Genomic DNA, 22,942 nt, shown 5'->3' on the forward strand with positions numbered 1-22,942 from the left:
TAGGCTTGACATGAATCATCGATTATTCTGGAAAATACTTATCACGTTTGGGGTAATCTTTTATCTTACCTTCCAATTGACTTGGATTGCATTTTCTATTTATGTAGAAAATAAAAATCAAAGATTTCTCAATCATATGCCGACGAAAGTCGATATGATTGCCCAGTTATTACATGTAGCTGGTGAAGATGAAACACTTAATTTTATAGCACATTTACCTGAGCGAGAAAGAACGTTACTGTCAATAAAATTAGTTTCTCCACTGAATGATCAAGTTAATATTTTAACCGATGAATTAGAAACACCTACATATGCTTATCAACGCATGACCGTCGCTCCTGACGGAACTCTTTATTCTGTTTCATTTAAAGAGGATAAAGAGGATCATGTTAAAAAGGCATTGTTCAACATGCCCTTGCCCATTGTATTAATGGGCATATGTGTTGGACTTGTTTTTAGCCTTTTTCTAGCATGGAATTTAACTAGACCGATGAGGTTATTAAGGCAAGGTTTTTTCAAGGTATCTCAGGGAGATCTTTCTGTTAGATTATTCAATAAACTAAAACCTAGGCGTGACGAACTTAGTGAATTAGGTAAAGATTTTGATATGATGGTTGAGCAACTTAATATATTACTTTCTGATCGTCAGTCTCTCCTTCATGATGTTTCCCATGAGCTTAGAACTCCACTTGCTCGATTGCAACTAGCAATTGGACTTGCTCAACAAAATAAACAAAATATTGATACATCTTTAGCTAGAATAGAGTTAGAGTCAGAACGTTTAGATCAGTTAATTGGCGAAATTCTAAATTATTCTCGTGCTGAAATGAATAATCGCACTGATGAATATTTTGATTTAAAAGACTTAATAAGTGTAGTAATCAATGATGCTAATTATGAAGCTAATCACCAGTTAATTGAAGTACATTTTACTTTATCATCTATTACTCATCCAATTGTTAAAGGTAATTCAGAACAAATACGTCGTGCTATTGAAAACATTATTCGCAATGCTATTCGTTTTTCAAAAGCTAAGCAAGCCGTAGAAGTTTCATTAAAAGAAACTGGTAAGTATTTACAAATTGAAGTTAAAGATCGAGGTCCTGGAGTTGAAGAAAACAAGTTATCAAGTATTTTTGAACCCTTTGTCCGTATTCAATCTCCACAATTAGGTAAAGGTTATGGCCTAGGACTGGCTATTGCTAGAAAGACCGTCATTATGCATAACGGTACTATCCAAGCATCTAACCGTGATGGTGGGGGCCTTATTGTAACAATATGTTTGCCTTATTGGAGAAAACATTAATAATAAAAATATATTAATAACAATCAGCATTCACAGTTAATACATACTCTTTAACTAGACTTTCTAGCTTGATTTTATCGTGTCCTATGAAACTTAAAGCTTTCATGATAACTTCTGGATCTCTTTCCAATACAGTTTTGTATTGGTCAATATATTGACTAGCAATAGGTCTATATGACCAGTGCCATTCTTCAGGTTGATATCCTCCTTTGCGTCCTTCATTAAAAGCTTGGCAAAATCCATATTTAGGCAGATTTTTTTGAAGCCATTTATATAGAATAATACCTTTTTTATCATCCTTAAAATATGTTGATGAAACGCTGGTAATATCAATATCTGTCCCCCAATGATGCCTTGATGTGCCAGGCATAGACGAAAATTTTAGAATTTCTTCAGCAATTTTTTCTGGGTCATTTATTTTAGCTGATAAAGCATCCCATTTCCGTTGCCAAATACCGTTTTGGTAAGTATAATTTCGCGTTGCACTTACTATGATAAAAGGAATATCTGGATGAACTTTTTTAAAGTCATTGTAGGCTTTTATAAGTTGTTCGGTTGGTTCTTTTTGTAGATACATTCCTTTTTTATTAACAGGTAGTATAGTTGAGTCTAACGCAATAAAATCATTATCTTTTTTTTCGTCAAACTGTCCAATCAGTTTATTTAATGTGATCTGTTGTGCCATGGTAAAAGTAGGAAATAGAAGTAAAGATAATTTTAAAGTCAAACCACCTATTTTTTCTAACATTGTTGATTTCTTCATCTTTCAAGCATTGCCAATATTCTATATAGCCAGATTAAGTTAAAAACAGTATAATCCTTTTCCTAAAAAAAGAAATAGCCATAATGTGTAAAAACGAGGCCTTATGTTAACAACATCTACATCTAATACGTCTCAAAATTGTTTAGACGCTGCCAATACAATGAATCTTAATACAACTAATTCCATAAACGAAAGAATAAATTTACTAAACTTCACACGCCAACAATTAAGAGAGTTTTTTATATCACTTGGTGAAAAACCGTTTCGAGCTGATCAAGTAATGAAATGGATCTATCATTTTGGTGTAGATAATTTTGATCAAATGACCGATATCAATAAAAAACTACGTGAACAACTAAAGACTTTAGCAGAAATTAAAGCTCCGAAGATTGCCATAGAACAGCGTTCTTCTGATGGCACAATAAAATGGGCACTTGATGTTGGTAATAACCAACTGATTGAGTCTGTTTATATTCCTGAACGTGATCGTGCAACATTATGTGTTTCATCTCAAGTTGGTTGCGCATTAGAGTGTAAATTTTGTTCTACAGCCCAACAAGGATTTAATCGTAATTTAACCGTTTCTGAAATTATTGGCCAAGTATGGCGTGCATCAAATGCAATTGGTGTCACCGGAAAATTAGCAGATAGGCCCATTACTAATGTAGTTATGATGGGTATGGGTGAACCGCTACTTAATTTATCTAATGTTGCACCAGCTATGGAAATTATGTTAGATGATTTTGGCTATGGTTTATCCAAAAGGCGTGTAACACTATCGACATCAGGAGTTGTTCCCGCTTTAGATAAGCTAGCCGGTATGATTGATGTGGCGCTAGCGATATCACTTCATGCACCTAATGATACTATTCGTAGTGAAATTATGCCAATTAACCTAAAATACAATATGTCTATGCTGCGTGATTCAATTCTGCGTTATCTTTCATCTTCAAACGCAAATCACGGAAAAGTAACTATTGAATATGTATTACTTAATCAAATTAACGATGGCGTTGAACATGCTCATGAGCTTGCTCAATTCCTAAAAAATGTACCTAGCAAAATTAATTTAATTCCTTGGAATCCGTTCCCTGGTGCGCCTTATTCAAGATGTTCAAATACACGAATTGATCGCTTCATGAAAACATTAATGGGATATGGATTTACCGTAATAGTTCGTAAAACACGGGGGGATGATATCGATGCTGCATGTGGCCAGTTAGCTGGAGAAGTTGTTGACCGCACTAAAAGGACTCTTTATAAAAAGCAGAACCTTGTTAAGCAAACAGCATAAGGATAAATCTTTATAAAAAGGAGAGGTAGATGAAGAAATTGTTAGTTATAACTAGCTATTTTTTGATGATAGTACTAGCGGGTTGCCAAATGAAAGACAACAATGAATTTGATCCAGAAAAAGCAGCTTTGGCTAGAATGCGACTTGGATTAGGATATCTTGCTAAAGCAAATGAGTCAGAAGAAAATATCAAAATAGCGCATTATAATCTAAAATTAGCTGCACAATACTCTCCAAATAATCCCCAAGTTATGTTAGCCATGGCAATGTTTGATCAACATGTTGGTGAATACAACGAAGCCGAGATGATTTACAAACGTATTACTCTAATGCAACCAGGTAATGGATTATATCATGTCCATTATGGTTCTTTTTTATGTGGTCGAGATCGTTATCAAGAAGCAAAAAAACAATTTGAACAGAGTATTGAGTTCGATCGTCATCGTTGGAAAGCTGATGCTTATGAACAATATGGTTATTGTGCAATCCAAAATAATGATAAAAAAATAGCTGACTTAATGTTTAAGCAACTTTTTCAATATGATGCTAATCGTCGAGACAACGTTATAAAAACAGCTGAACTTTATAAAAATAAAGGTGATAAAAAAATAGCAAATTATCTATTTTCAGTAACAAATAAATAAATCATCACCCATTATTATAATAGTAATAAATTTTTAATAATTATAAGCAAGAGTATATGTCATGAATTTTTGGGCTATTTTATTATTAGCACTAGCAATGTCAACCGACGCCTTTGCTGTCGCCGTTTGTCGTGGGATTTCACTTAAATCAACACCAATTTTAGGCGCATTCAAAATTGGTATTCTATTTGGTGTTGTTGAGGCTATTACCCCATTGCTTGGCTGGTTAGTTGGTTATATTGCATTGCAATATATTGAACAATGGGATCATTGGGTTGTATTTGCTGTCATGCTATTTTTAGGCATTAATATGATATATAACAGCCAGAAACAATCAGATGGAAATTGCCAAGAAGATGAATTAACATCATCAAAAAAATCTTTTCTAATGCTAATTTTCACAGCAATTTCAACCAGTATAGATGCATTTGCCGTTGGTGTTGGCTTAGCATTAGCAAGTGTTAATATCTTTTTTGCTGCATCAATGATTGGACTCGCTACCTGTACAATGGTTACTATTGGGTTATTATTAGGTAATAAAATTGGTTGTTTAATTGGTAAACGGGCTGAGCTTTTGGGCGGGTTAGTACTTATTTCTATTGGAGTAATAACTCTTTATCAACATCTTTCAGTTTAATATTTCAAATAAAAATACTTTTTATACTGTTAGGTTTCGAACGTTTTATTGATTGATATATTTTATCCAAATTTAAATAACGTCCGAAACCAATCACTTTCCTTAATAAAGGTTACAGAAAACTAACTCTATCTTATCTTCCTTTAATTTTTGTAAAATTCCATATCAAAACTATGTGTCTGCTGGTTATAAATTGCTTTAAACACTCCTTGATCATGAGGATTCTGCAAAATATGATTAACAATAAATGGCCTAACATTGGTTTTTATATAACCCGGCAATCCTCGGGCACCACGAATGATATCATAATGATCGTGACAGAATGTACTGATACAAGAATCTTTTATTTCGATAGTGTAGCCACGATGACTATATGATTGATTTAATTTGTCAATTTCTCGACGAATAATCCGTTCAATAACTTCCATTGGTAGACGTTTAAAATGAAGAATATTTTCTCGTCCATTAAAACGATTAAGCAGTTCTGAACGATAAGTATTATTCAGTTCATTTGTCGCTAATTCACATGCAGCCTCATCAGAAAGATTAGGATCCAAATAGTAAGATTGTCCAATATTTGAGGTCATAATAATCATGATATCAGAAAAATCGACAGTTCGACCTACATTATCGGTTAATCGTCCGTCCGATAAGATCTGTAAAAAGATATTAAAGACATCAGGATGTGCTTTTTCAATCTCATCAAATAAATAGATTCCAACCGGTTTTGTTCTAACTGAGTTTGTTAAAATTCCACCTGCTTCAAATCCTTCATATCCCGGAGGTGCACCAATTAATTTAGCAACAGCATGTTTTTCCATGTATTCTGACATATCAAAACGAACCAACGATTTTTCGTCACCATAAACATATTCCGCTAAAGCTTTGGCCATTTCAGTTTTACCTACACCAGATGGACCTAAAAATAGGTAAGACATTGCAGGGCCTGATTCTTCAAGCGTGTCAACTTTAGCCACCTTTACCGAATTGGCGACATGTTTAACAATGTTATCTTGACCAAAAATTCGCGATAATAAATTTGCCTCCAAATTAATCAAGTTTTCAACTTCATTCTCATCTAATTTGTTTGCTGATATACCTGAAACTTTGCTAAATTCAGCAATCACTTCTTGGCGATTTAATCGCAAATCTTTATTGGCTAGCATCACCAATTTTTGATGTTGTTCATTATTTTGTGCAATTTCAGCATCAATTTGTCGAATTTTTTCCTTTAATTTAGCGACTGCTGGAGAGTCAAATCCTCCAGCCGTTAATTGCGCGAATGTCTTTATAGCAACTGATTCTGAATTTTTATTATTGTCCTCTTCTTCTTGTAACTGAGTGATTTCATCTTGCAGTTTGAAGCGTAACGTTTCAGCATCACGTTGATATTGATATGTTTTACTAATTTCAGACTTTAAATTCTGCCAATCTTGCTGCCATTGTTCAAGCTGCTGCCGCAAATCATATTGTTCTGTTTCACTGGTACTTTTTTCGATCTTACCCAGTAACTCAGCAATTTTTGGATGCTGTTTATGTGTAAGTTGACGATAACTAGCAAGCGCACGATCAAGTAATGAAATAGCACGTTGAGGCTGTGCCCCACCTAAACCTAAACTATCACGATATTTACAGGTTAAATGTATCGCTTCATCAATAGCATCTTGATCCACTTCAATTTTGTGGTATCCAGATAACTCCTTTGCAACAGTAGTAACAATGGAATTTAAATTATCCCCAGTAGGTTCTTTGACATCGTAAAGTGTGTAAAGTTCAGGCATATTCGTGCTAGCCTTTAGCACACTACTAAGTTTATCATCACGAACTTCGAGGATAACTTGAAAATTATTTGATTTATCGGCGTTATTTAGAGCATTAATAAAATGAGCATTACCTGTATTATGTGCTGCTTCTAAAAAATTAGCCGTATCAGTAATAATCAGCACTGACTCAGGAGTTTGCATTAGCTTTTTTAAAATACTTTGAAACTCATTATTTATCTTAGTACTATCACCGCTAGAAAAAAGAGCATCACAATTTAACCAAAATAATTTTTTTACAATCAAATCAAATGGTGTATCTGGGTTATTTTTAGCCGCCTGTAAACCAAGACTAAGCATTGAAACACCTACACCTGCAGGCCCTGTCAACAAAAGAGAATTTGATGATTTTCGTATGAGAATAGACGATATTCTCTCTAAATCATGTTCCCTTCCTACTAAAGTAAAATTAGGGTATTGCGCTAAATATTCACGCCCTCTAACTAAATACATTGTGCATTCCTTTGTTATAGTTTAAAGGGTGAAGTAGTATGTGAGCTATCTTTTTTGGTTTCAGATTTTTCTGATAAAACATCACCTGTCACCGCAATAAATTCTCGTGTATCACTTTGAACATCTTTGGACATTTTTTCAATTTCTTCCAAATTTGCTCGCATTGTTTCTAGTGCCGCACGGGTGATTTCAGTCGCTTCTTTTTGGGTATCACCAAATTCCGCTAAATTTTGTAGCATGGCTTCTAAATCATTATTAATTTCATCACGACCAGTTGCAATTCGAATAGCTTCATTTTTAGCAATGTCATTTGTTACTCGAGTCATTTCGGCTAAAGTATTACCGGCCATTGATTGTGCTTCATTAATTGCAGCTGAGTTAACTGCTGTTACAACAACACTGAGTTGTGAAGCAACCGATGCGATGCCTCTTGAATGCATTGCTCTTGCACTTTCAACTTGTTTTTTGGTTGCTGCTTGCATATTACGAATTTTAATAGCTTCAGTTGTTAATTCACCATAGGTTTGCATAGTATCAACAGTTGCTGTGGATACAGTATCAATGTGTTCATCCAAATTACGGCGTGTTTCATCAAGCTTCATTGACTCTAACAAATTATCACCAACATCTTTACTCTCAAGCTCTTGTCTACGTTCACGATGGACTTTCTCTACTTTTTTGGTCGCTTCGTTCATAATGGCATAAATTTGTATCATATTGCCATTATTGTCACTAAGTCCTTCAATCTGTTTAACCATTTTTTCAAGATGATTACGAATTGCACCAAAACGCTCTTTACCTTGATTCACAAATTTTAATGCCGATTCAACCATATCAGCTTGACGTAATGTATGCTGTTCTGAAGTTAAATTTAGCAACTCTTTTAATTTTTCAACATCGATTGATTCAGAGCGTTGCTCGTGACGCTTTGTTATTTCTATCTGAATATCATCTAATTCTTTATTTTTGTTTTTTATTTGTTGATTTAATTTAGCTATTTTTTCTTCATTAGTCACAATTTTAGCTTTTGATGCGGCTTTAATTTTCCCTAGGCCAAAAAACTTTTTATCCTGTTGTAATAACTCTATTTCTTTTTTTAATTCAGATATTTGTTTTTCAATATTAATAATTTCACTTTGCACATTTGCTTTTTGCGTTACTTTTTCTTCGTCCCATTCTTGATCGGCTTTAATTTGAGCTAATGCATTTCGGGTTTCACCATTTTGGCGTAAGTTATATAAAGCATCGGTGAGTTCGGTAAGTGGTTTTATTTTTTCGATAAAATCATTAAGATCATTATTAAAATCAGCATACACTCGTTGTAATTCAGCAAATACTTCGGTATCAGTCATCTCAATACGTTGTTTAGACATCTCTTCAGAAATTGATTGAAGATATTCTTTAAATGTATCAAATTCTTGAATTTTTGCCCGATCAATTTCCTTATTGTCAGAAAATTCTAAAATATTAGTAACTTCTTCTACTTTTTGTTCCAGTGAAAGACTATCTGAAAAAATAACTTTAAAAAAAGTATTTTCTTGAATATTAGCAAGTGGAGTTTCTACTTTTGCTTTTTTTTCACGTTGTCTAACCGAATAGTCTTTTTCTTCTGTATTGGCTAATTTTTTTCTTGGAGCTACACCCATTATTTCTTTCCTTAATTGCTTATTTCTATATTCACTTATTATTTAATTACTTTAAATTCTATTTTAAATAAAAAAATAAAGTTTGGAACAATAATTTGATCTTATAGAAAAGATAAATTTCATCTTTTCATAATGTTATTATCTATTTAACATCTGATTTTGACAAGTAAAACAGTCATACAAAATCAGAAAATTAAAAAATAAATGATAATCATCAAGTATAGAGCAAGCTTTTTGCTGGTATAACAGATTATTATCTATACTTTATTTAATCAATTAAAAATTTAAATTATTATTGGTATTTTTATTTTGCAGTTATTTTATAAAGAGAATATATAACTAAAGAAAAAATTCATAAAAAAACCACTCGCATAAACGAGTGGTTTGTATTGATAAGCTTATTTCGTACTGACGAAAAGAATTACATCATTCCGCCCATACCACCCATGCCACCCATACCACCAGCGGCACCTAAGTCAGCCTTATCATCTTTAGGTAAATCAGTTACCATACATTCAGTTGTAATCATAAGGCCGGCAACTGAAGCAGCATATTGTAATGCACTACGTGTCACTTTAGTTGGATCTAAAATACCCATTGCAATCATATCACCATATTCTTCAGTTGCGGCATTGTAACCATAGTTACCTTTACCACCTTTAACGGCATTAACAACAACAGATGCTTCTTCACCACAGTTAGTCACGATTTGACGTAATGGAGCTTCCATCGCACGAAGTGCAACTTTGATACCAACGTTTTGATCTTCGTTTGCCCCCTTAAGTTCTGAAATAGTAGTTGCGGCACGGACAAGAGCAACACCACCACCGGCTACAACACCTTCTTCAACAGCTGCACGAGTTGCATGTAATGCGTCTTCAACACGAGCTTTTTTCTCTTTCATTTCAACTTCAGTTGCCGCACCAACTTTAATTACAGCAACACCGCCAGCAAGTTTCGCAACGCGTTCTTGAAGTTTTTCTTTATCATAGTCAGAAGTTGATTCTTCGATTTGTTTACGAATTTGTTCAACGCGAGCATTAATTAATGACTCCTCACCAACACCATCAATGATAGTTGTGTTGTCTTTATTGATTACAACACGTTTTGCTTGACCTAAATCTTCAAGAGTTGTTTTTTCAAGTTCTAAACCAATTTCTTCTGAAATTACAGTACCCGCAGTTAAGATTGCAATATCTTGTAACATTGCTTTACGACGATCACCAAAGCCAGGAGCTTTAACAGCTGCAACTTTAACAATGCCACGCATAGTATTCACAACTAATGTTGCAAGTGCTTCGCCTTCAACATCTTCTGCGATAATCAATAAAGATTTACCTGCTTTAGCTACAGCTTCAAGCACTGGTAATAATTCGCGGATGTTAGAGATTTTTTTATCGGCTAATAAAATATATGGGCTATCTAATTCAACAGTTGCAGTTTCAGGTTTATTGATAAAGTATGGTGATAGGTAACCACGATCAAACTGCATACCCTCAACAACATCAAGCTCATCTTGTAAACCAGTGCCATCTTCAACTGTAATAACACCTTCTTTACCTACTTTTTCCATTGCTTGAGCAATTAAAGTACCAACAGTTTCATCAGAGTTAGCTGAAATTGTACCTACTTGAGCAATGGCTTTAGAATCAGCGCATGGTGCAGATAATTTTTTAAGCTCTTCAACAGCTGCAACAACTGCTTTATCAATACCACGTTTTAAATCCATTGGATTCATACCAGCAGCAACAGCTTTTAAACCTTCATTAACAATCGCTTGAGCAAGAACAGTTGCAGTAGTTGTACCATCACCTGCTGCATCATTTGCTTTAGATGCGACCTCTTTAACCATTTGCGCACCCATATTTTCGAATTTATCTTCTAATTCGATTTCACGAGCAACAGAAACACCATCTTTAGTAATGGTTGGTGCGCCAAAAGATTTATCTAATACTACATTACGTCCTTTTGGACCTAATGTTACTTTAACTGCATCGGCTAATACATTAACGCCTTTAAGCATTTTGGCGCGAGCGTCATTACCAAATTTCACATCTTTAGCTGCCATCTTCGTATTTCTCCTAAATTCTGTATATAAATTAAATTAGTTGTCAGTTATGCTTGTACAATCGCTAAGATATCGCTTTCAGATAAGATAAGCACTTCTTCATTATCGATTTTTTCTGTTTTAACGCCGTATCCTTCATTGAAAATTACGATATCTCCCACTTTAACATCTAGCGGTTGTACTTGACCATTTTCTAAAATGCGACCATTACCAACAGCTAAAACTTCTCCGCGAGTTGATTTACCTGCTGCCGAACCAGTTAAAACAATACCACCAGCTGATTTTGATTCTACTTCTTTACGTTTAATGATCACACGATCATGCAATGGACGAATTTTCATTAGTTATCTCCTAGCACTAATTTTTAATTAAGATAATTATTAACAGAAATCATAGAATTATGATTTTTTAATATAGTGCATAATATATGGGGATTATTTTAAATTCTTCAAGAGAACAAATTTAAAAAAAGTCTAACTGATTATTTATTCATCATCTTTCTGTTTGAATTCACCCTCAATAATATCACTCTCTTGATAATGCATTTGTGATGAAGAAAATTTTGATCTTATTGGCATTTTTCGAACAATAAATTCCACGATATGATCTTGTGCATGGGGTATTAATAAGATTGCACCTAAAATATCAGTTAAAAAACCTGGAATAAGCAAGAAAAAACCGGCAAAAAGCAAAGCTACACTTCTAATTAATTCATTTTTATAGCTTTGATTGTTAGCTATTTTTTGTTGCATAATACTAAGGTTTTTCAAACCCTGAGTTTTAACTAACGAGAAACCAAGAATAGATGTTGCAATAATACAAATTAAAGCAAGAAAAATACCAATTGAATTGGCAACAGCTATGAAAAAGGTAAGTTCAAAATAAACATAAATAAAAAAGATAATAAAGCCAACAAATCGCATATATAATTCCTATAAGGATAAAAACATATTATTAAAAATTATCTTTTAATATGAAGATGATTAGCTATTTTTCAACCAAACAATATATATTTTAAAAAAAATATTACAAAAGGGATTGACTGATAATCACGAATCGTGTTTAATGTGCATCCATTGTTGCCCGGATAGCTCAGTCGGTAGAGCAGGGGATTGAAAATCCCCGTGTCCGTGGTTCGATTCCGCGTCCGGGCACCAATCACCAAATTCTAAGACCTGCTTCTAACAGGTTTTTTTATGCCTAAAGCCTTTTCAAATAAGCCTTTCACCTTGTTTCACTACTCAACAGTGTTCAACTAAAATTAAGCTAAATCCAGTAATAAGTTAATTTTACATCATTAATTTAATGATTATTTTACTTACACTAACTATAATACATTCTATAAAAATCAATTAGTAAGTGATAAGTTATATAATAAATCTAGAACTAGATATAAATTAAGAACTACGAAAATAAAATATACCTGTTCTTTTTTAATATGAATTTGTAAATTAAAAATGGCACTATTTTTGCTTATTTTATCTGTTACATAGTACTTAACTGTCGTTATATTGTTGTTAAAAGTTATTTTTAATCTAAAATGGAATTTTATTGTAACTTTTATGCTATATCGCAATTTTAATTATAGTACGCTTTGCACTGTATATGTGCAAAAAATAAAAAATATGAATTTAAACCAAATAAAAGTTAATTAATATAAAAATTAGAACGTTTTACTAAATCTATATTTAAAAAATATTAAAAATACGACATTCTTACCTGTGTTTAAATGTTACAAAATCGGTTTACAATTAAATAATTGGAGTGGTTTTATGAGTAATCTAAGGAAATATAAACGTAAATTCTTATTGAGTGCAGGACTAATAACAATGCTTGCGAGTGCACAACTTCATGCTGCTGAAACATTGGTTTATTGTTCAGAGGCTTCGCCTGAAACATTTAATCCACAATTAGCAACAAGTGGTGTATCAATGGATGCAAGTGCAGTTCCTGTTTATAATCGTTTGGTAGAATTTAAATTAGGTACTACCGAAATTGAACCTTCTTTAGCCAAATCTTGGGATATCAGCCAAGATGGTTTAACCTATACTTTTCATTTACGCGATGATGTTAAGTGGCATAGCAATAAAGAATTTAAACCAACACGAAACCTAAATGCTGATGATGTTATTTTTACATTTATGCGACAAAAAGATAAAAATCATCCTTATAACAAAGTTTCTGGTGGACAATATGAATACTTTGAAAGTATGGGATTCCCAGATTTAATCAAAGAAATTAAAAAGATTGATGACCATACTGTTGTATTTGAATTAAACCATCCAGAAGCCCCTTTTTTAGCAGATTTAGCAATGTCATTTGCATCAATTTTATCAGCTGAATATGCTGATGCTATGCTTAAGAAAAACACACCAGAAAAATTAGACTTAGTTCCTGTTGGTACGGGCCCATTTACTTTTGTACAATACCAAAAAGACTCCAGAATTCTTTATAAAGCAAATCCCGATTATTTTGGTCCAAAAGCCAAACTTGATCGCTTAGTGTTTTCTATTACACCAGATGCCGCAATTCGTTATGCTAAGTTACAAAAAGGCGAGTGTCATGCTATGCCATACCCAAATGTAGCCGATGTTGAACGAATGAAATCAGACAAAAATATTGTTGTTAAAGAAATGGCTGGCGTTAACATTGGCTATTTAGCCTACAATATGGATAAGCCGCCACTTGATAAATTGCAAGTTCGTCAAGCATTAAATATGGCCGTGAACAAAGATGCGATTATAAAAGCTGTTTTTCAAGGTGCAGCTGAACCAGCTAAAAACTTTATTCCTCCATCAATGTGGAGTTATAACGATGAAGTGAAAGATTATCCTTATGATCCAGCGCAAGCAAAAGAGTTATTAAAATCAGCGGGATTAGAGAACGGGTTTACTATCAATTTATGGGCAATGCCAGTACAACGCCCATATAACCCAAATGCACGCCGTATGGCCGAAATGATTCAAGCGGATTGGGCTAAAATTGGCGTAACAGCTAAAATTGTGAGTTATGAATGGGGAGAATATCTATCTCGTATTCGTGATGGTGAACATGATGCTGTATTAATGGGCTGGACTGGAGATAATGGCGACCCTGATAACTTTTATTCTGTCTTGATGAGCTGTGATGCGGTTAAAGCAGGTTCAAACTATTCACGCTGGTGTTACAAACCATTTGATGATTTATTGCAACAAGCGCGTATTGAGTCAAATCACGAAAAAAGAGTTGAGCTATATAAACAAGCACAAGTTGAAATGCATAATCAAGCACCTGCATTGATGATTGCGCATTCAATGGTTTATATGCCATTACGCAAAGAAGTTAAAGGCTATATTATGGCGCCTCTGTCATTACATGACTTTAACCAAGTTACGCTTGAAAAATAGTATTCCTAACGATTAACCACCAATGTGTGGTTAATCACTACGTTGGGTTTTGCTAAATTTAGAGCTATAAATCTATTTTTTAATAATAATAAAAATTTTATCTATTTTATAAACGATAGTTTAAAAGCAATATTTAAGAGCTACTACATGTTTCAATTTATTCTAAAGCGGTTAGGTGTACTTATTCCAACGTTTATTTGTATCACACTGCTTACTTTTATTTTTGTTCACCTTATTCCGGGTGATCCCATTATGGTGCTTGCAGGAGAGCGAGGTTTAACCCCTGAACGCCATGCTGAATTAATGACTCAACTGGGTTTAGATAAACCACTGTATCAACAATATTTTCAATATATTATAAACATGCTTCATGGCGATTTAGGAACCTCTTTTAAAAGCCAAATTCCAGTATGGGATGAATTTGTACCCCGATTTAAAGCAACGTTTGAACTTGGATTTTGTGCAATGTTGTTTGCTGTTAGTTTTGGAATCCCAATCGGTGTTCTTGCCGCAGTGAAACGTGGTTCAATATTTGATCACACAGCAATAGGACTATCTTTAACAGGTTACTCCATGCCAATTTTTTGGTGGGGGATGATGCTAATCATGTTAGTCTCAGTACACTTAAATTTAACCCCAGTATCTGGTCGTGTTAGTGATATGCTTTTCTTAGATGAAAGTAATCCTTTAACCGGATTTATGTTAATAGATACTTTATTATGGGGTGAAACAGAAGATTTTATCGATGCAGTTACTCACTTAATTTTACCTGCAATTGTGTTGGGAACTATTCCATTAGCAGTAATTGTCCGCATGACTCGTTCTTCTATGTTAGAAGTATTGAGTGAAGATTATATTCGAACCGCACGAGCTAAAGGCGTTAGTAGAATGCGAATCGTCCTTGTTCATGCATTGCGTAATGCAATGATCCCTGTTGTTACCGTTATCGGTTTACAAGTTGGTACAATGCTTGCCGGCGCCATATTGACCGAAACTGTCTTTTCATGGCCAGGAATTGGTCGTTGGTTAATTGAAGCGCTACAGCGTCGAGATTACCCCGTTGTACAAAGTGGCGTTTTAATTGTTGCGGTCATAATTATTTTAGTGAATTTATTAGTTGATATGTTGTACGGGGTTATTAACCCACGTATTAGACATAAATAAGAGTGTTTTTACAGATGAATAAACAGGTTATTACTGAACCAACCAATACGCAAGACACCAGTTTAGTCGTACCTAAACCATTAACGCCTATGCGTGAGTTCTGGTTCTATTTTTCAAAAAATAAAGGAGCAGTCGTTGGACTGGTCTTTATTATTATTGTTGCATTACTCGCTATCTTTGCTAATTTTGTTGCACCACATTCCCCTTCTGAACAATTTAGAGATGCATTACTAACACCACCCGTTTGGATGAAAGATGGCAGTTGGCAATTTATTTTAGGAACTGATGATGTGGGACGAGATATCCTATCCAGACTCATTTATGGTGCCCGTTTATCCTTATTAGTCGGTTGCTTAGTAGTTATTATCTCATTAATTTTAGGGATTACATTAGGATTAATTGCTGGTTATGCAGGTGGTTTTTTAGACAATGTAATTATGCGTGCAGTGGATATCATGCTTGCATTACCGAGTTTACTACTTGCCCTTGTCTTAGTTGCGATATTTGGTCCATCAATTATTAACGCTTCAATAGCATTAGCTTTTGTTGCATTACCACATTATGTCCGCTTAACACGCGGAGCAACGATTGCTGAAATTAATAAAGATTATGTGATCGCCTCACGAGTTGCTGGGGCGGGAGCCTTACGACAAATGTTTATCAACATCCTACCAAACTGCTTAGCACCATTAATTGTACAAGCTTCATTAGGATTTTCGAACGCAATTTTAGACATGGCTGCATTAGGTTTTTTAGGCATGGGCGCACAACCACCAACACCAGAATGGGGAACAATGCTTGCTGACGTATTGCAATTTGCACAATCTGCATGGTGGGTTGTTACCTTTCCTGGCTTAGTAATTTTAATGACAGTGTTAGCTTTCAACTTAATGGGAGACGGTTTGCGTGATGCACTTGATCCTAAATTGAAACAGTAATGGAGATACAGTCATGGCACTATTAGAAGTAAAAGAATTATCTGTTCAATTTGGTGGATTTAAAGCAGTAGATCACATTAGTTATGACGTTGAGCAAGGGCAAGTTGTTGGTATTGTTGGTGAATCAGGTTCAGGAAAATCAGTGAGTTCACTCGCCATAATGGGATTAATTGATTTTCCCGGTAAAGTCAATGCAAATGCATTACACTTTGATGGCAAAGATCTTCAACAAATCTCAACTAAAATGCGCCGTAAAATTGTAGGTGCAGATGTGGCAATGATCTTTCAAGATCCGATGACTAGCTTAAACCCATGTTTTACCATAGGTTACCAAATCATTGAAACATTAAAAATCCACCAAGGTGGCAGTAAAAAAGAGCTCAAAACAAGAGCGATTGAATTGCTTAAATTAGTAGGAATTCCTGATGCTGAAAATCGATTAAAGGTTTATCCGCACCAGTTATCTGGCGGAATGAGCCAACGAGTAATGATTGCAATAGCCATTGCATGCAATCCAAAACTCTTAATTGCTGATGAACCAACAACAGCACTAGATGTCACAATTCAAGGGCAAATTATTGAGTTATTACTTGAGTTGCAACGCAAAAATAATATGGCATTAATTCTTATTACTCATGACTTAGCGTTAGTTTCTGAGGCTGCACAAAAAATTATTGTAATGTATGCTGGACAGGTGGTTGAAATAGGCGATGCTGAAATTATCTTTAAAAAACCATTACACCCTTACACACAGGCACTATTACGATCACTACCTGAGTTCACTCAAGACAAAGAGCGATTAGCATCATTATCAGGCGTTGTACCAGGAAAATATGATCGACCAACAGGCTGCTTACTCAACCCTCGTTGTCCTTATGCTACTGAACATTGTTATACCCAAGAACCAGCACTAGTTAGCTATGGTGAAACTAGAAAAGTAAAATGTCATTATCCACTATCAAGCGAAGGGATACCACAATATGAACAATAACATGGAAAATAATGAATTACTGCTTGATGCCCGAAACTTGACAAAATATTATCATGTTAAAACGGGACTTTTTTCTGAAACCAAGCAAGTTAAAGCCGTTGACGGTGTATCTTTTACATTAGACAAAGCTAAAACACTTGCGGTTGTCGGTGAATCAGGTTGTGGTAAATCCTCATTAGCAAGATTACTAACAATGATTGAAAAACCCACATCTGGAGAAATTTATTTTAAAAATCAGAATTTATTGGATAATGATCAACAAGCTCAAAAATTGCGTCGCCAAAAGATTCAAATCGTTTTCCAGAATCCATACTCATCATTGAACCCCCGCAAAAAAATCGGTTCCATATTAGAAGAGCCTCTAATTATTAATACTGATCTAACAGCAAATGATCGTAAAGCAAAAGTACTATCAATGATGCAAAAAGTTGGATTAAAAGAAGAGTTTTATAACCGTTATCCCCATATGTTTTCAGGAGGACAACGTCAACGCATTGCTATCGCAAGAGGTTTAATGCTTGATCCCGAAATAGTAGTTGCTGATGAACCTGTTTCAGCATTAGACGTTTCTGTACGAGCACAAGTGCTAAATTTGATGATGGATCTACAGCAAGACCTAGGTTTATCTTATATTTTTATTTCTCATGACCTTTCCGTCGTTGAACACATTGCTGATGACGTAATGGTAATGTATTTGGGTCGTTGCGTTGAACAAGGACGAAAAGATGAAATCTATCGTAACCCTAAACATCCATATACTCAGGCACTATTATCAGCAACCCCAAGATTAAACCCTGATCTTAGACGAGATAGAATTAAATTAGAAGGTGAATTACCAAGTCCGCTAAATCCACCTATGGGTTGTGCGTTTAATGCTCGATGCCGTTTAGCATTTTCACGTTGTACAACAGAACAACCACAGCTTATTAATTATAATGAACATAAAATTGCGTGTTTCTGTATAGAGGACAATAATAAAGGTGACAGTTAATTCTGTCACTAAATTAGATACTAAATCTATCCATTGCATTTTTCTTTTCTTAGAACATAACAAATTGTCATATTAATAGTTTTGTGCTAGTTTCGTACTCATTATTAACTTACAACCGCGATAGCCCTAAGATTACTTATGTCCAATTCATCAGCTAAAAAAGTCGCTTTTGCCGCTTTTATTGGTACGACCATTGAATGGTATGATTTTTATATCTATGCCTTGGCATCAGTATTAATATTTGGTCAGCTTTTTTTTCCTGATGATAATCAATTTGTGCAAATCTTAGGATCTTTTGCCACCTTTGCCGTGGGATTTTTATCACGTCCTTTAGGAGCGTTACTATTTGGTCATATTGGTGATCGTTTGGGGCGTAAAAAATCGTTAATTACTACGTTGGTTTTAATGGGGTGTGCCACCACCTGTGTTGGTTTATTACCCTCTTATCAACAAGCAGGCATTTTATCACCAATTTTATTAGTTACATTACGCATATTACAAGGGATTGCGGTTGGTGGTGAATGGGGCGGTGCAGTGCTTATGACCAATGAACATGCCCCAAAAGGGTTGAAAAACTTCTTTTCTTCCTTTGCACAGTGGGGAAGCCCAGCAGGAAATATTTTAGCATTATTGGTCTTTTCTTATATTATCCGTTCACCTATAGCTGAGCTTATTAATAGTGGCTACTGGCGTATTCCATTTTTAGCCAGTTCTATTTTATTAATTATTGGCATTATTGCTAGAGTCACCTTAACCGAGTCACCTGTCTTTATCGAATCATGCAAAAAGCAAGCAAACTTAAAGCAAGACTCAATACCGATTATTGAAGTTTTAAAAAAATCAACACCGCTATTAATTTTAAGCATTGGCGCTAATGTATTGTCATTTAGTGGAATATTTTCTAATACATTAATGATTGGCTATACCACTATTGCACTAGGTATTGAAGACAAGATAATTGTTGATGCTCTATTTTGGATTGCAATTGTGCATTTTGTTGTGCAACCTTTTATTGCCTATTTTTCAGAAAAATACTCGGCAACACGATTTTTAATTTGTTCGGCAATCTTAGCAATGGGATCGGTATTTTTATTATTCCCAATCATTCAGCTAGGCACAAAAAATAGCTTTATTATTGGTATTTCGCTCAACGTAATTTGCTACAGTGGCTTTTATGGCGTAATAGCGGGCTATTTAAGTCGAGTTTTTCCTACCAGAATACGTTACACAGGATTATCTATCAGCTATCAAGGTTGCGCTGCCATTTTTGGTAGCCTAATTCCGATGATAGGGGCATATATTATTTATACTTACAAAGCTTTTTGGATACCATTAGCCTTGTTTTATTGTTGTTTAGCATTGATATCTATCATCTGTATCTATCTCCTAAACCGCTATCATTACTATGACGAATAATAAGGCAAACATATGAAAACAGTATTATCAATTCAATCAAATGTTGTTTATGGTTATGCCGGTAACAAGGTATCGACATTAGCCATGCAGCTACAAGGCGTTGAAGTTATGCCGATCCATACCGTGCAATTATCCAGTAATACGGTTTATCCTCATTATGATGGCATAGTGCTTGGTGCTAAACAAATTACACGAATAGTTAATAGTCTAGAAAAAATTGGGATCTTAAAGTCTATTGACGCCATTATTTCGGGCTATATTGGTCTTGCTGAACAAGGCGAAGAAATCCTAGAAGCAGTCAACAAAATTAAATACTATAACCCTAATGCTATCTATGTTTGTGATCCTGTTATGGGTGGCGATATCAATAAAGGTAGTTCACTGCCACAAGGTATTATTGATTTCTTCACTAAACAAGCGGTTAAACAAGCCGACTATATCACACCAAATTTATTAGAATTACAAATACTTTCTGATATCGAAATTAAAACATTTAACGATGTACTAAATGCAATAAAAAAACTACAAAAACAGTCCATTAAAGCTATATTAGTAAAAAATTTGGTGCACGCTGGCAAAACAACCGACCTATTTGAAATGATGTTAGCAACGCCAACCCAAAACTATCATCTTGCCCGCCCACTATATGACTTTCCACATCGTCCATTAGGTGTGGGTGATTTAATTTGTAGCTTGTTTACAGCGCATCTAATTAATGGACAATCCCAATTAATGGCATTTGAATTAGCCGCCAATGCCGCTAATCACGTGCTAGAGATCACCAAACAAAAAGAGGCTCGAGAATTGGCAATTATTGATGCTCAAGCGTGGATTAAAAAACCAGATTTACGGTATCGGGGGATGGAGTTGATGTTATAAAAGAATATCATTTCTATGTTATTCTTCTAAACAATAAGTATTTTGTGCTAAAATTTTATATTAATATTTTGATTAAATAATAAATTCTAGCACAAAATATTTTCCTAATTATACTTTAAACGTAATCCAAGGTTTAAGTTTAACTATGGTTTGAATCAAATCGGCTTTTTGTTGCGCCTCAATTACTGGTGTAATTGGTTTGTATGCTATAGGCGCTTCTTCGCGTAGCCGCTCTTCTTTGAGAGTAATGCATTGCCATGGTAAGGTAGTCTTTTCAAACTCTACCTTTTTATTACGCATGTTTTGCCTTCTTTCTGCTCTTCCTGCACCATGTGAACAAGACCATAACCACTCTTCATTACCTTTACCAACTGCTACATAAGAGTGATCACCCATCGACCCAGGAATTAATGTTATTTGACCTGTATATGCAGGCGTAGCACCTTTACGATGAATATTCATGCCTTGCTCTGGTAAAATAATATTATGAGAAATATCAACCACTAATTGACTATCATCTTGATGAAAGATCGTTGATAACGATTTACGTATTAACTCGGTGATGACAATACGATTTATCCAAGCATATCGAGCAGCAACGCCCATTGCTTGTAAATAAGCTTTAGCGTCATTATCAGTCAAGCCAAACAATCCTGATTTAGGCTGTTTTTCATTAGCTGGCCATAGGGCTTTTGCTCTATCTTGCCAACGTTGACCAATATAAAATCCAACATCACGTGATCCAGTATGGATCATAACAACAATACTATTTTTTTGAAGACCTAATTGATAAGCTAAATGACGATCCATTATCTCATCAACAATTTGTAACTCAACAAAATGGTTACCAGAACCAACAGTACCTAAGCTAGCAGGACGGATAATATCTCGCTTTTCAAAAAAGGCTTCAGGTGCATATTTACTATCTGCCACAATTAAATGATTACCAGATATTTTATCAAGCTCTGCCCGTAACCGTTCATAATTAACCGAATTCCATAGCCCATGCTGAGGTAATTCAGATAACCATGCCGAAATATCTTGATCAAATAATGCTTGAAAAGATTGCGGCGTAACAGGAACATCACGTTCATCTTGCAATAATACGCGTTTTAATTGCGCAATAATTGAAGACTTTTGTTTACACACTTGCTCATAACTTAAGCCCGTTGTAAAAAGCCGCATACCACAATTAATATCAGTGCCAATTGCAGCTGGAATAATAAAATTCTGCGTGGTAGCGACAATACTACCTACTGGTGCAATAGTACCCGGATGAAAATCGGGTGTTGCACGCGCAGTACAAACTTTACCTAAACTATTAGGTATTTTAACTGAAGCAAAATTTAATAGTTGTTCTACGGCTTTTTCCTCTAATGGTAAAGGATTAGGCAATAATACCTGAGCAGTAGTATTTTCTTTATTAAAAGTATAAATATCATTATTAAAATGACTTTCAATCCCAAGGCGGGACAAACGTTTTTGTAAACGGGTAAATGTAGACATAATAGCCACCTAGAAAACAATAAAATAGTGTCTCCTCATATTGAGAAGATAATTACTGTTTTCCTGCAGCAGCACTATTCAGGAAAGCGGGCACATTCTATACAAAAAATCTTTATCTGTAAAGATATTGAGATTTGATAAACCATATATTAATATTATGGATTACATATCAGTATTAAATCAAAACATAAAATTTAAAAGAGAAAATAAAGAATTATTATGGGTATGGGGATACAAAAAGTTATGCTAACACCATGCAAATCAGAAAAAGAATTGTTAGAGCACTTTGGTTGTTATGGATTTGAAAAACAGCTCAATTTTTATGAAATAATTGGCGATAGCAATTGGCAAATAGATATCAATCAAGGTGTTATCTATTTTGGTGATAATATAACCTTTTCTATTCAATTATTAGGTACTTTTTCTTTATCTTCTGAAACATGGCTTTGGTCTTGGAATAACGAAGCATCGCAGTTACCCACATCGGTTATTGAACAAGCGTTGAGTTTAAAAAGCTATGGTGAAGAAAATGATATTAATTTATTCACTTCTGCTCAATTTGACACTACACAAAAAGATTTATACAAAATAGGGGTAATTGCTACAGGAATGTTTAATACCGATGGATATTATCTGGCTGATTTTGGGCAAGGAATAGCATTGGTAACCATAAAAAAAGATCATATTAACTCAAAAAATAATAACCAGAATAAAATCTCTAAAATTTTTCCAAAATTTATAACAAATCTGTTTGGGAGTTCTTCATTTGAAAGTGATAACCATGAGCAGAAAAATAATCAAACCCAAATTTTTGAAATATTTTCTCAATTTATTTCAAACTTTGATGTGGATCATTACCAGGCACTTAAGTACTATCTAATTGCTAAAGATTATCAAGTCAAACAAAGCGATTTGACAGCTCAAACAGAGCTTGTTGCAATAAAAGGTGAGCAAAGAGTAGTTGCTAAATTTGATGAACAATCTCGTTTAATTAGTTTAAATGTATAAATACAGTTGTCAGTAAAAATCTTTTCATTTAT

The 22,942-nt window shown here is 34.4% G+C and carries 19 protein-coding genes and 1 tRNA gene; 13 read left to right on the plus strand and 7 right to left on the minus strand.

From position 1 onward, the window contains the following. The first annotated feature begins 10 nt into the window (after positions 1-10). A complete protein-coding gene (locus tag ACGH6S_RS04225; RefSeq protein WP_174799280.1) occupies positions 11-1,306 on the plus strand; it encodes an ATP-binding protein in 1,296 nt (431 codons plus the stop codon). A 13-nt stretch (positions 1,307-1,319) separates the two neighbouring features. On the opposite strand, the gene ACGH6S_RS04230 is transcribed toward ACGH6S_RS04225, so the two are convergent. Beyond that, positions 1,320-2,069, minus strand: a complete 750-nt coding sequence (locus tag ACGH6S_RS04230; protein ID WP_174799281.1) for a M15 family metallopeptidase — start codon at positions 2,067-2,069, stop codon at positions 1,320-1,322. A gap of 160 nt (positions 2,070-2,229) precedes the next feature. Between ACGH6S_RS04230 and ACGH6S_RS04235 the strand changes: the two genes are divergently transcribed. From ACGH6S_RS04235 to ACGH6S_RS04245, 3 genes are all read left to right on the plus strand, one after another. Further along, positions 2,230-3,363 (plus strand): bifunctional tRNA (adenosine(37)-C2)-methyltransferase TrmG/ribosomal RNA large subunit methyltransferase RlmN, encoded by a 1,134-nt coding sequence (locus ACGH6S_RS04235; protein ID WP_034910857.1) that lies wholly within the window; start codon positions 2,230-2,232, stop codon positions 3,361-3,363. Positions 3,364-3,392: 29 nt separating this feature from the next. Further along, positions 3,393-4,007: a hypothetical protein gene (locus ACGH6S_RS04240; RefSeq protein WP_065560204.1), complete on the plus strand. Its 615-nt coding sequence runs from the start codon at positions 3,393-3,395 to the stop codon at positions 4,005-4,007. A gap of 61 nt (positions 4,008-4,068) precedes the next feature. Beyond that, the gene (locus tag ACGH6S_RS04245; protein ID WP_065560205.1) at positions 4,069-4,644 is read left to right on the plus strand and encodes a manganese efflux pump MntP family protein; all 576 of its coding nucleotides are present in this window, start codon (positions 4,069-4,071) and stop codon (positions 4,642-4,644) included. Positions 4,645-4,787: 143 nt separating this feature from the next. On the opposite strand, the gene ACGH6S_RS04250 is transcribed toward ACGH6S_RS04245, so the two are convergent. The 5 genes from ACGH6S_RS04250 to ACGH6S_RS04270 all read right to left on the minus strand — a co-directional run bounded on the left by ACGH6S_RS04250 (position 4,788) and on the right by ACGH6S_RS04270 (position 11,554). Next, positions 4,788-6,917, minus strand: coding sequence for an AAA family ATPase (locus tag ACGH6S_RS04250; protein ID WP_065560206.1), 2,130 nt, complete (start codon positions 6,915-6,917; stop codon positions 4,788-4,790). Between the two features lie 14 nt (positions 6,918-6,931). After that, the gene (locus ACGH6S_RS04255) at positions 6,932-8,563 is read right to left on the minus strand and encodes a hypothetical protein (RefSeq protein ID WP_065560207.1); all 1,632 of its coding nucleotides are present in this window, start codon (positions 8,561-8,563) and stop codon (positions 6,932-6,934) included. Positions 8,564-8,984: 421 nt separating this feature from the next. Beyond that, complete coding sequence (gene groL, locus ACGH6S_RS04260) at positions 8,985-10,631, minus strand: chaperonin GroEL (protein ID WP_174799282.1); 1,647 nt, start codon at positions 10,629-10,631, stop codon at positions 8,985-8,987. Positions 10,632-10,678: 47 nt separating this feature from the next. Continuing rightward, entirely contained in the window at positions 10,679-10,972 is a 294-nt protein-coding gene (locus tag ACGH6S_RS04265) for a co-chaperone GroES (protein WP_034915350.1), read from the minus strand. 144 nt (positions 10,973-11,116) lie between these two features. Then, a complete protein-coding gene (locus tag ACGH6S_RS04270; protein WP_174799283.1) occupies positions 11,117-11,554 on the minus strand; it encodes an FxsA family protein in 438 nt (145 codons plus the stop codon). Between the two features lie 158 nt (positions 11,555-11,712). Between ACGH6S_RS04270 and ACGH6S_RS04275 the strand changes: the two genes are divergently transcribed. The 8 genes from ACGH6S_RS04275 to pdxY all read left to right on the plus strand — a co-directional run bounded on the left by ACGH6S_RS04275 (position 11,713) and on the right by pdxY (position 20,396). After that, a tRNA-Phe gene (locus tag ACGH6S_RS04275) sits at positions 11,713-11,788 on the plus strand. Positions 11,789-12,403: 615 nt separating this feature from the next. Beyond that, positions 12,404-14,017, plus strand: coding sequence for an ABC transporter substrate-binding protein (locus ACGH6S_RS04280; RefSeq protein ID WP_065635826.1), 1,614 nt, complete (start codon positions 12,404-12,406; stop codon positions 14,015-14,017). A gap of 147 nt (positions 14,018-14,164) precedes the next feature. Beyond that, entirely contained in the window at positions 14,165-15,181 is a 1,017-nt protein-coding gene (dppB, locus tag ACGH6S_RS04285) for a dipeptide ABC transporter permease DppB (protein WP_034914661.1), read from the plus strand. Positions 15,182-15,195: 14 nt separating this feature from the next. Continuing rightward, complete coding sequence (gene dppC, locus ACGH6S_RS04290) at positions 15,196-16,119, plus strand: dipeptide ABC transporter permease DppC (RefSeq protein WP_296300567.1); 924 nt, start codon at positions 15,196-15,198, stop codon at positions 16,117-16,119. 13 nt (positions 16,120-16,132) lie between these two features. Beyond that, positions 16,133-17,110, plus strand: a complete 978-nt coding sequence (dppD, locus tag ACGH6S_RS04295; protein ID WP_296300566.1) for a dipeptide ABC transporter ATP-binding protein — start codon at positions 16,133-16,135, stop codon at positions 17,108-17,110. Then, positions 17,100-18,101 (plus strand): peptide ABC transporter ATP-binding protein, encoded by a 1,002-nt coding sequence (locus ACGH6S_RS04300; protein ID WP_296300565.1) that lies wholly within the window; start codon positions 17,100-17,102, stop codon positions 18,099-18,101. Before dppD ends, ACGH6S_RS04300 begins: the two co-directional genes overlap by 11 nt. Before the next feature lie 138 nt (positions 18,102-18,239). After that, the gene (locus ACGH6S_RS04305) at positions 18,240-19,517 is read left to right on the plus strand and encodes an MFS transporter (RefSeq protein WP_174799285.1); all 1,278 of its coding nucleotides are present in this window, start codon (positions 18,240-18,242) and stop codon (positions 19,515-19,517) included. Positions 19,518-19,529: 12 nt separating this feature from the next. Further along, positions 19,530-20,396: a pyridoxal kinase PdxY gene (pdxY, locus tag ACGH6S_RS04310; RefSeq protein WP_296300564.1), complete on the plus strand. Its 867-nt coding sequence runs from the start codon at positions 19,530-19,532 to the stop codon at positions 20,394-20,396. A 108-nt stretch (positions 20,397-20,504) separates the two neighbouring features. Here pdxY and ACGH6S_RS04315 read toward each other — a convergent pair whose 3' ends face one another. Then, entirely contained in the window at positions 20,505-21,902 is a 1,398-nt protein-coding gene (locus tag ACGH6S_RS04315; protein WP_296300563.1) for an RtcB family protein, read from the minus strand. Between the two features lie 243 nt (positions 21,903-22,145). On the opposite strand from ACGH6S_RS04315, the gene ACGH6S_RS04320 reads away from it, so the two are divergent. Next, positions 22,146-22,910: a DUF6882 domain-containing protein gene (locus tag ACGH6S_RS04320; protein ID WP_411578415.1), complete on the plus strand. Its 765-nt coding sequence runs from the start codon at positions 22,146-22,148 to the stop codon at positions 22,908-22,910. Positions 22,911-22,942 lie beyond the last annotated feature (32 nt).

The organism is Gilliamella sp. BG3 (assembly GCF_046635605.1).
Taxonomy (GTDB): Bacteria; Pseudomonadota; Gammaproteobacteria; order Enterobacterales; family Orbaceae; genus Gilliamella; species Gilliamella bombi.

What these genes read in the sequence shown, in the direction of transcription:
- ACGH6S_RS04225 (WP_174799280.1), top strand. Translation starts at nt 11, where the DNA reads ATGAATCATCGATTATTCTGGAAAATACTTATCACGTTTGGGGTAATC.
- ACGH6S_RS04230 (WP_174799281.1), bottom strand. Translation starts at nt 2,069, where the DNA reads ATGAAGAAATCAACAATGTTAGAAAAAATAGGTGGTTTGACTTTAAAA.
- ACGH6S_RS04235 (WP_034910857.1), top strand. Translation starts at nt 2,230, where the DNA reads ATGAATCTTAATACAACTAATTCCATAAACGAAAGAATAAATTTACTA.
- ACGH6S_RS04240 (WP_065560204.1), top strand. Translation starts at nt 3,393, where the DNA reads ATGAAGAAATTGTTAGTTATAACTAGCTATTTTTTGATGATAGTACTA.
- ACGH6S_RS04245 (WP_065560205.1), top strand. Translation starts at nt 4,069, where the DNA reads ATGAATTTTTGGGCTATTTTATTATTAGCACTAGCAATGTCAACCGAC.
- ACGH6S_RS04250 (WP_065560206.1), bottom strand. Translation starts at nt 6,917, where the DNA reads ATGTATTTAGTTAGAGGGCGTGAATATTTAGCGCAATACCCTAATTTT.
- ACGH6S_RS04255 (WP_065560207.1), bottom strand. Translation starts at nt 8,563, where the DNA reads ATGGGTGTAGCTCCAAGAAAAAAATTAGCCAATACAGAAGAAAAAGAC.
- groL (WP_174799282.1), bottom strand. Translation starts at nt 10,631, where the DNA reads ATGGCAGCTAAAGATGTGAAATTTGGTAATGACGCTCGCGCCAAAATG.
- ACGH6S_RS04265 (WP_034915350.1), bottom strand. Translation starts at nt 10,972, where the DNA reads ATGAAAATTCGTCCATTGCATGATCGTGTGATCATTAAACGTAAAGAA.
- ACGH6S_RS04270 (WP_174799283.1), bottom strand. Translation starts at nt 11,554, where the DNA reads ATGCGATTTGTTGGCTTTATTATCTTTTTTATTTATGTTTATTTTGAA.
- ACGH6S_RS04280 (WP_065635826.1), top strand. Translation starts at nt 12,404, where the DNA reads ATGAGTAATCTAAGGAAATATAAACGTAAATTCTTATTGAGTGCAGGA.
- dppB (WP_034914661.1), top strand. Translation starts at nt 14,165, where the DNA reads ATGTTTCAATTTATTCTAAAGCGGTTAGGTGTACTTATTCCAACGTTT.
- dppC (WP_296300567.1), top strand. Translation starts at nt 15,196, where the DNA reads ATGAATAAACAGGTTATTACTGAACCAACCAATACGCAAGACACCAGT.
- dppD (WP_296300566.1), top strand. Translation starts at nt 16,133, where the DNA reads ATGGCACTATTAGAAGTAAAAGAATTATCTGTTCAATTTGGTGGATTT.
- ACGH6S_RS04300 (WP_296300565.1), top strand. Translation starts at nt 17,100, where the DNA reads ATGAACAATAACATGGAAAATAATGAATTACTGCTTGATGCCCGAAAC.
- ACGH6S_RS04305 (WP_174799285.1), top strand. Translation starts at nt 18,240, where the DNA reads ATGTCCAATTCATCAGCTAAAAAAGTCGCTTTTGCCGCTTTTATTGGT.
- pdxY (WP_296300564.1), top strand. Translation starts at nt 19,530, where the DNA reads ATGAAAACAGTATTATCAATTCAATCAAATGTTGTTTATGGTTATGCC.
- ACGH6S_RS04315 (WP_296300563.1), bottom strand. Translation starts at nt 21,902, where the DNA reads ATGTCTACATTTACCCGTTTACAAAAACGTTTGTCCCGCCTTGGGATT.
- ACGH6S_RS04320 (WP_411578415.1), top strand. Translation starts at nt 22,146, where the DNA reads ATGCTAACACCATGCAAATCAGAAAAAGAATTGTTAGAGCACTTTGGT.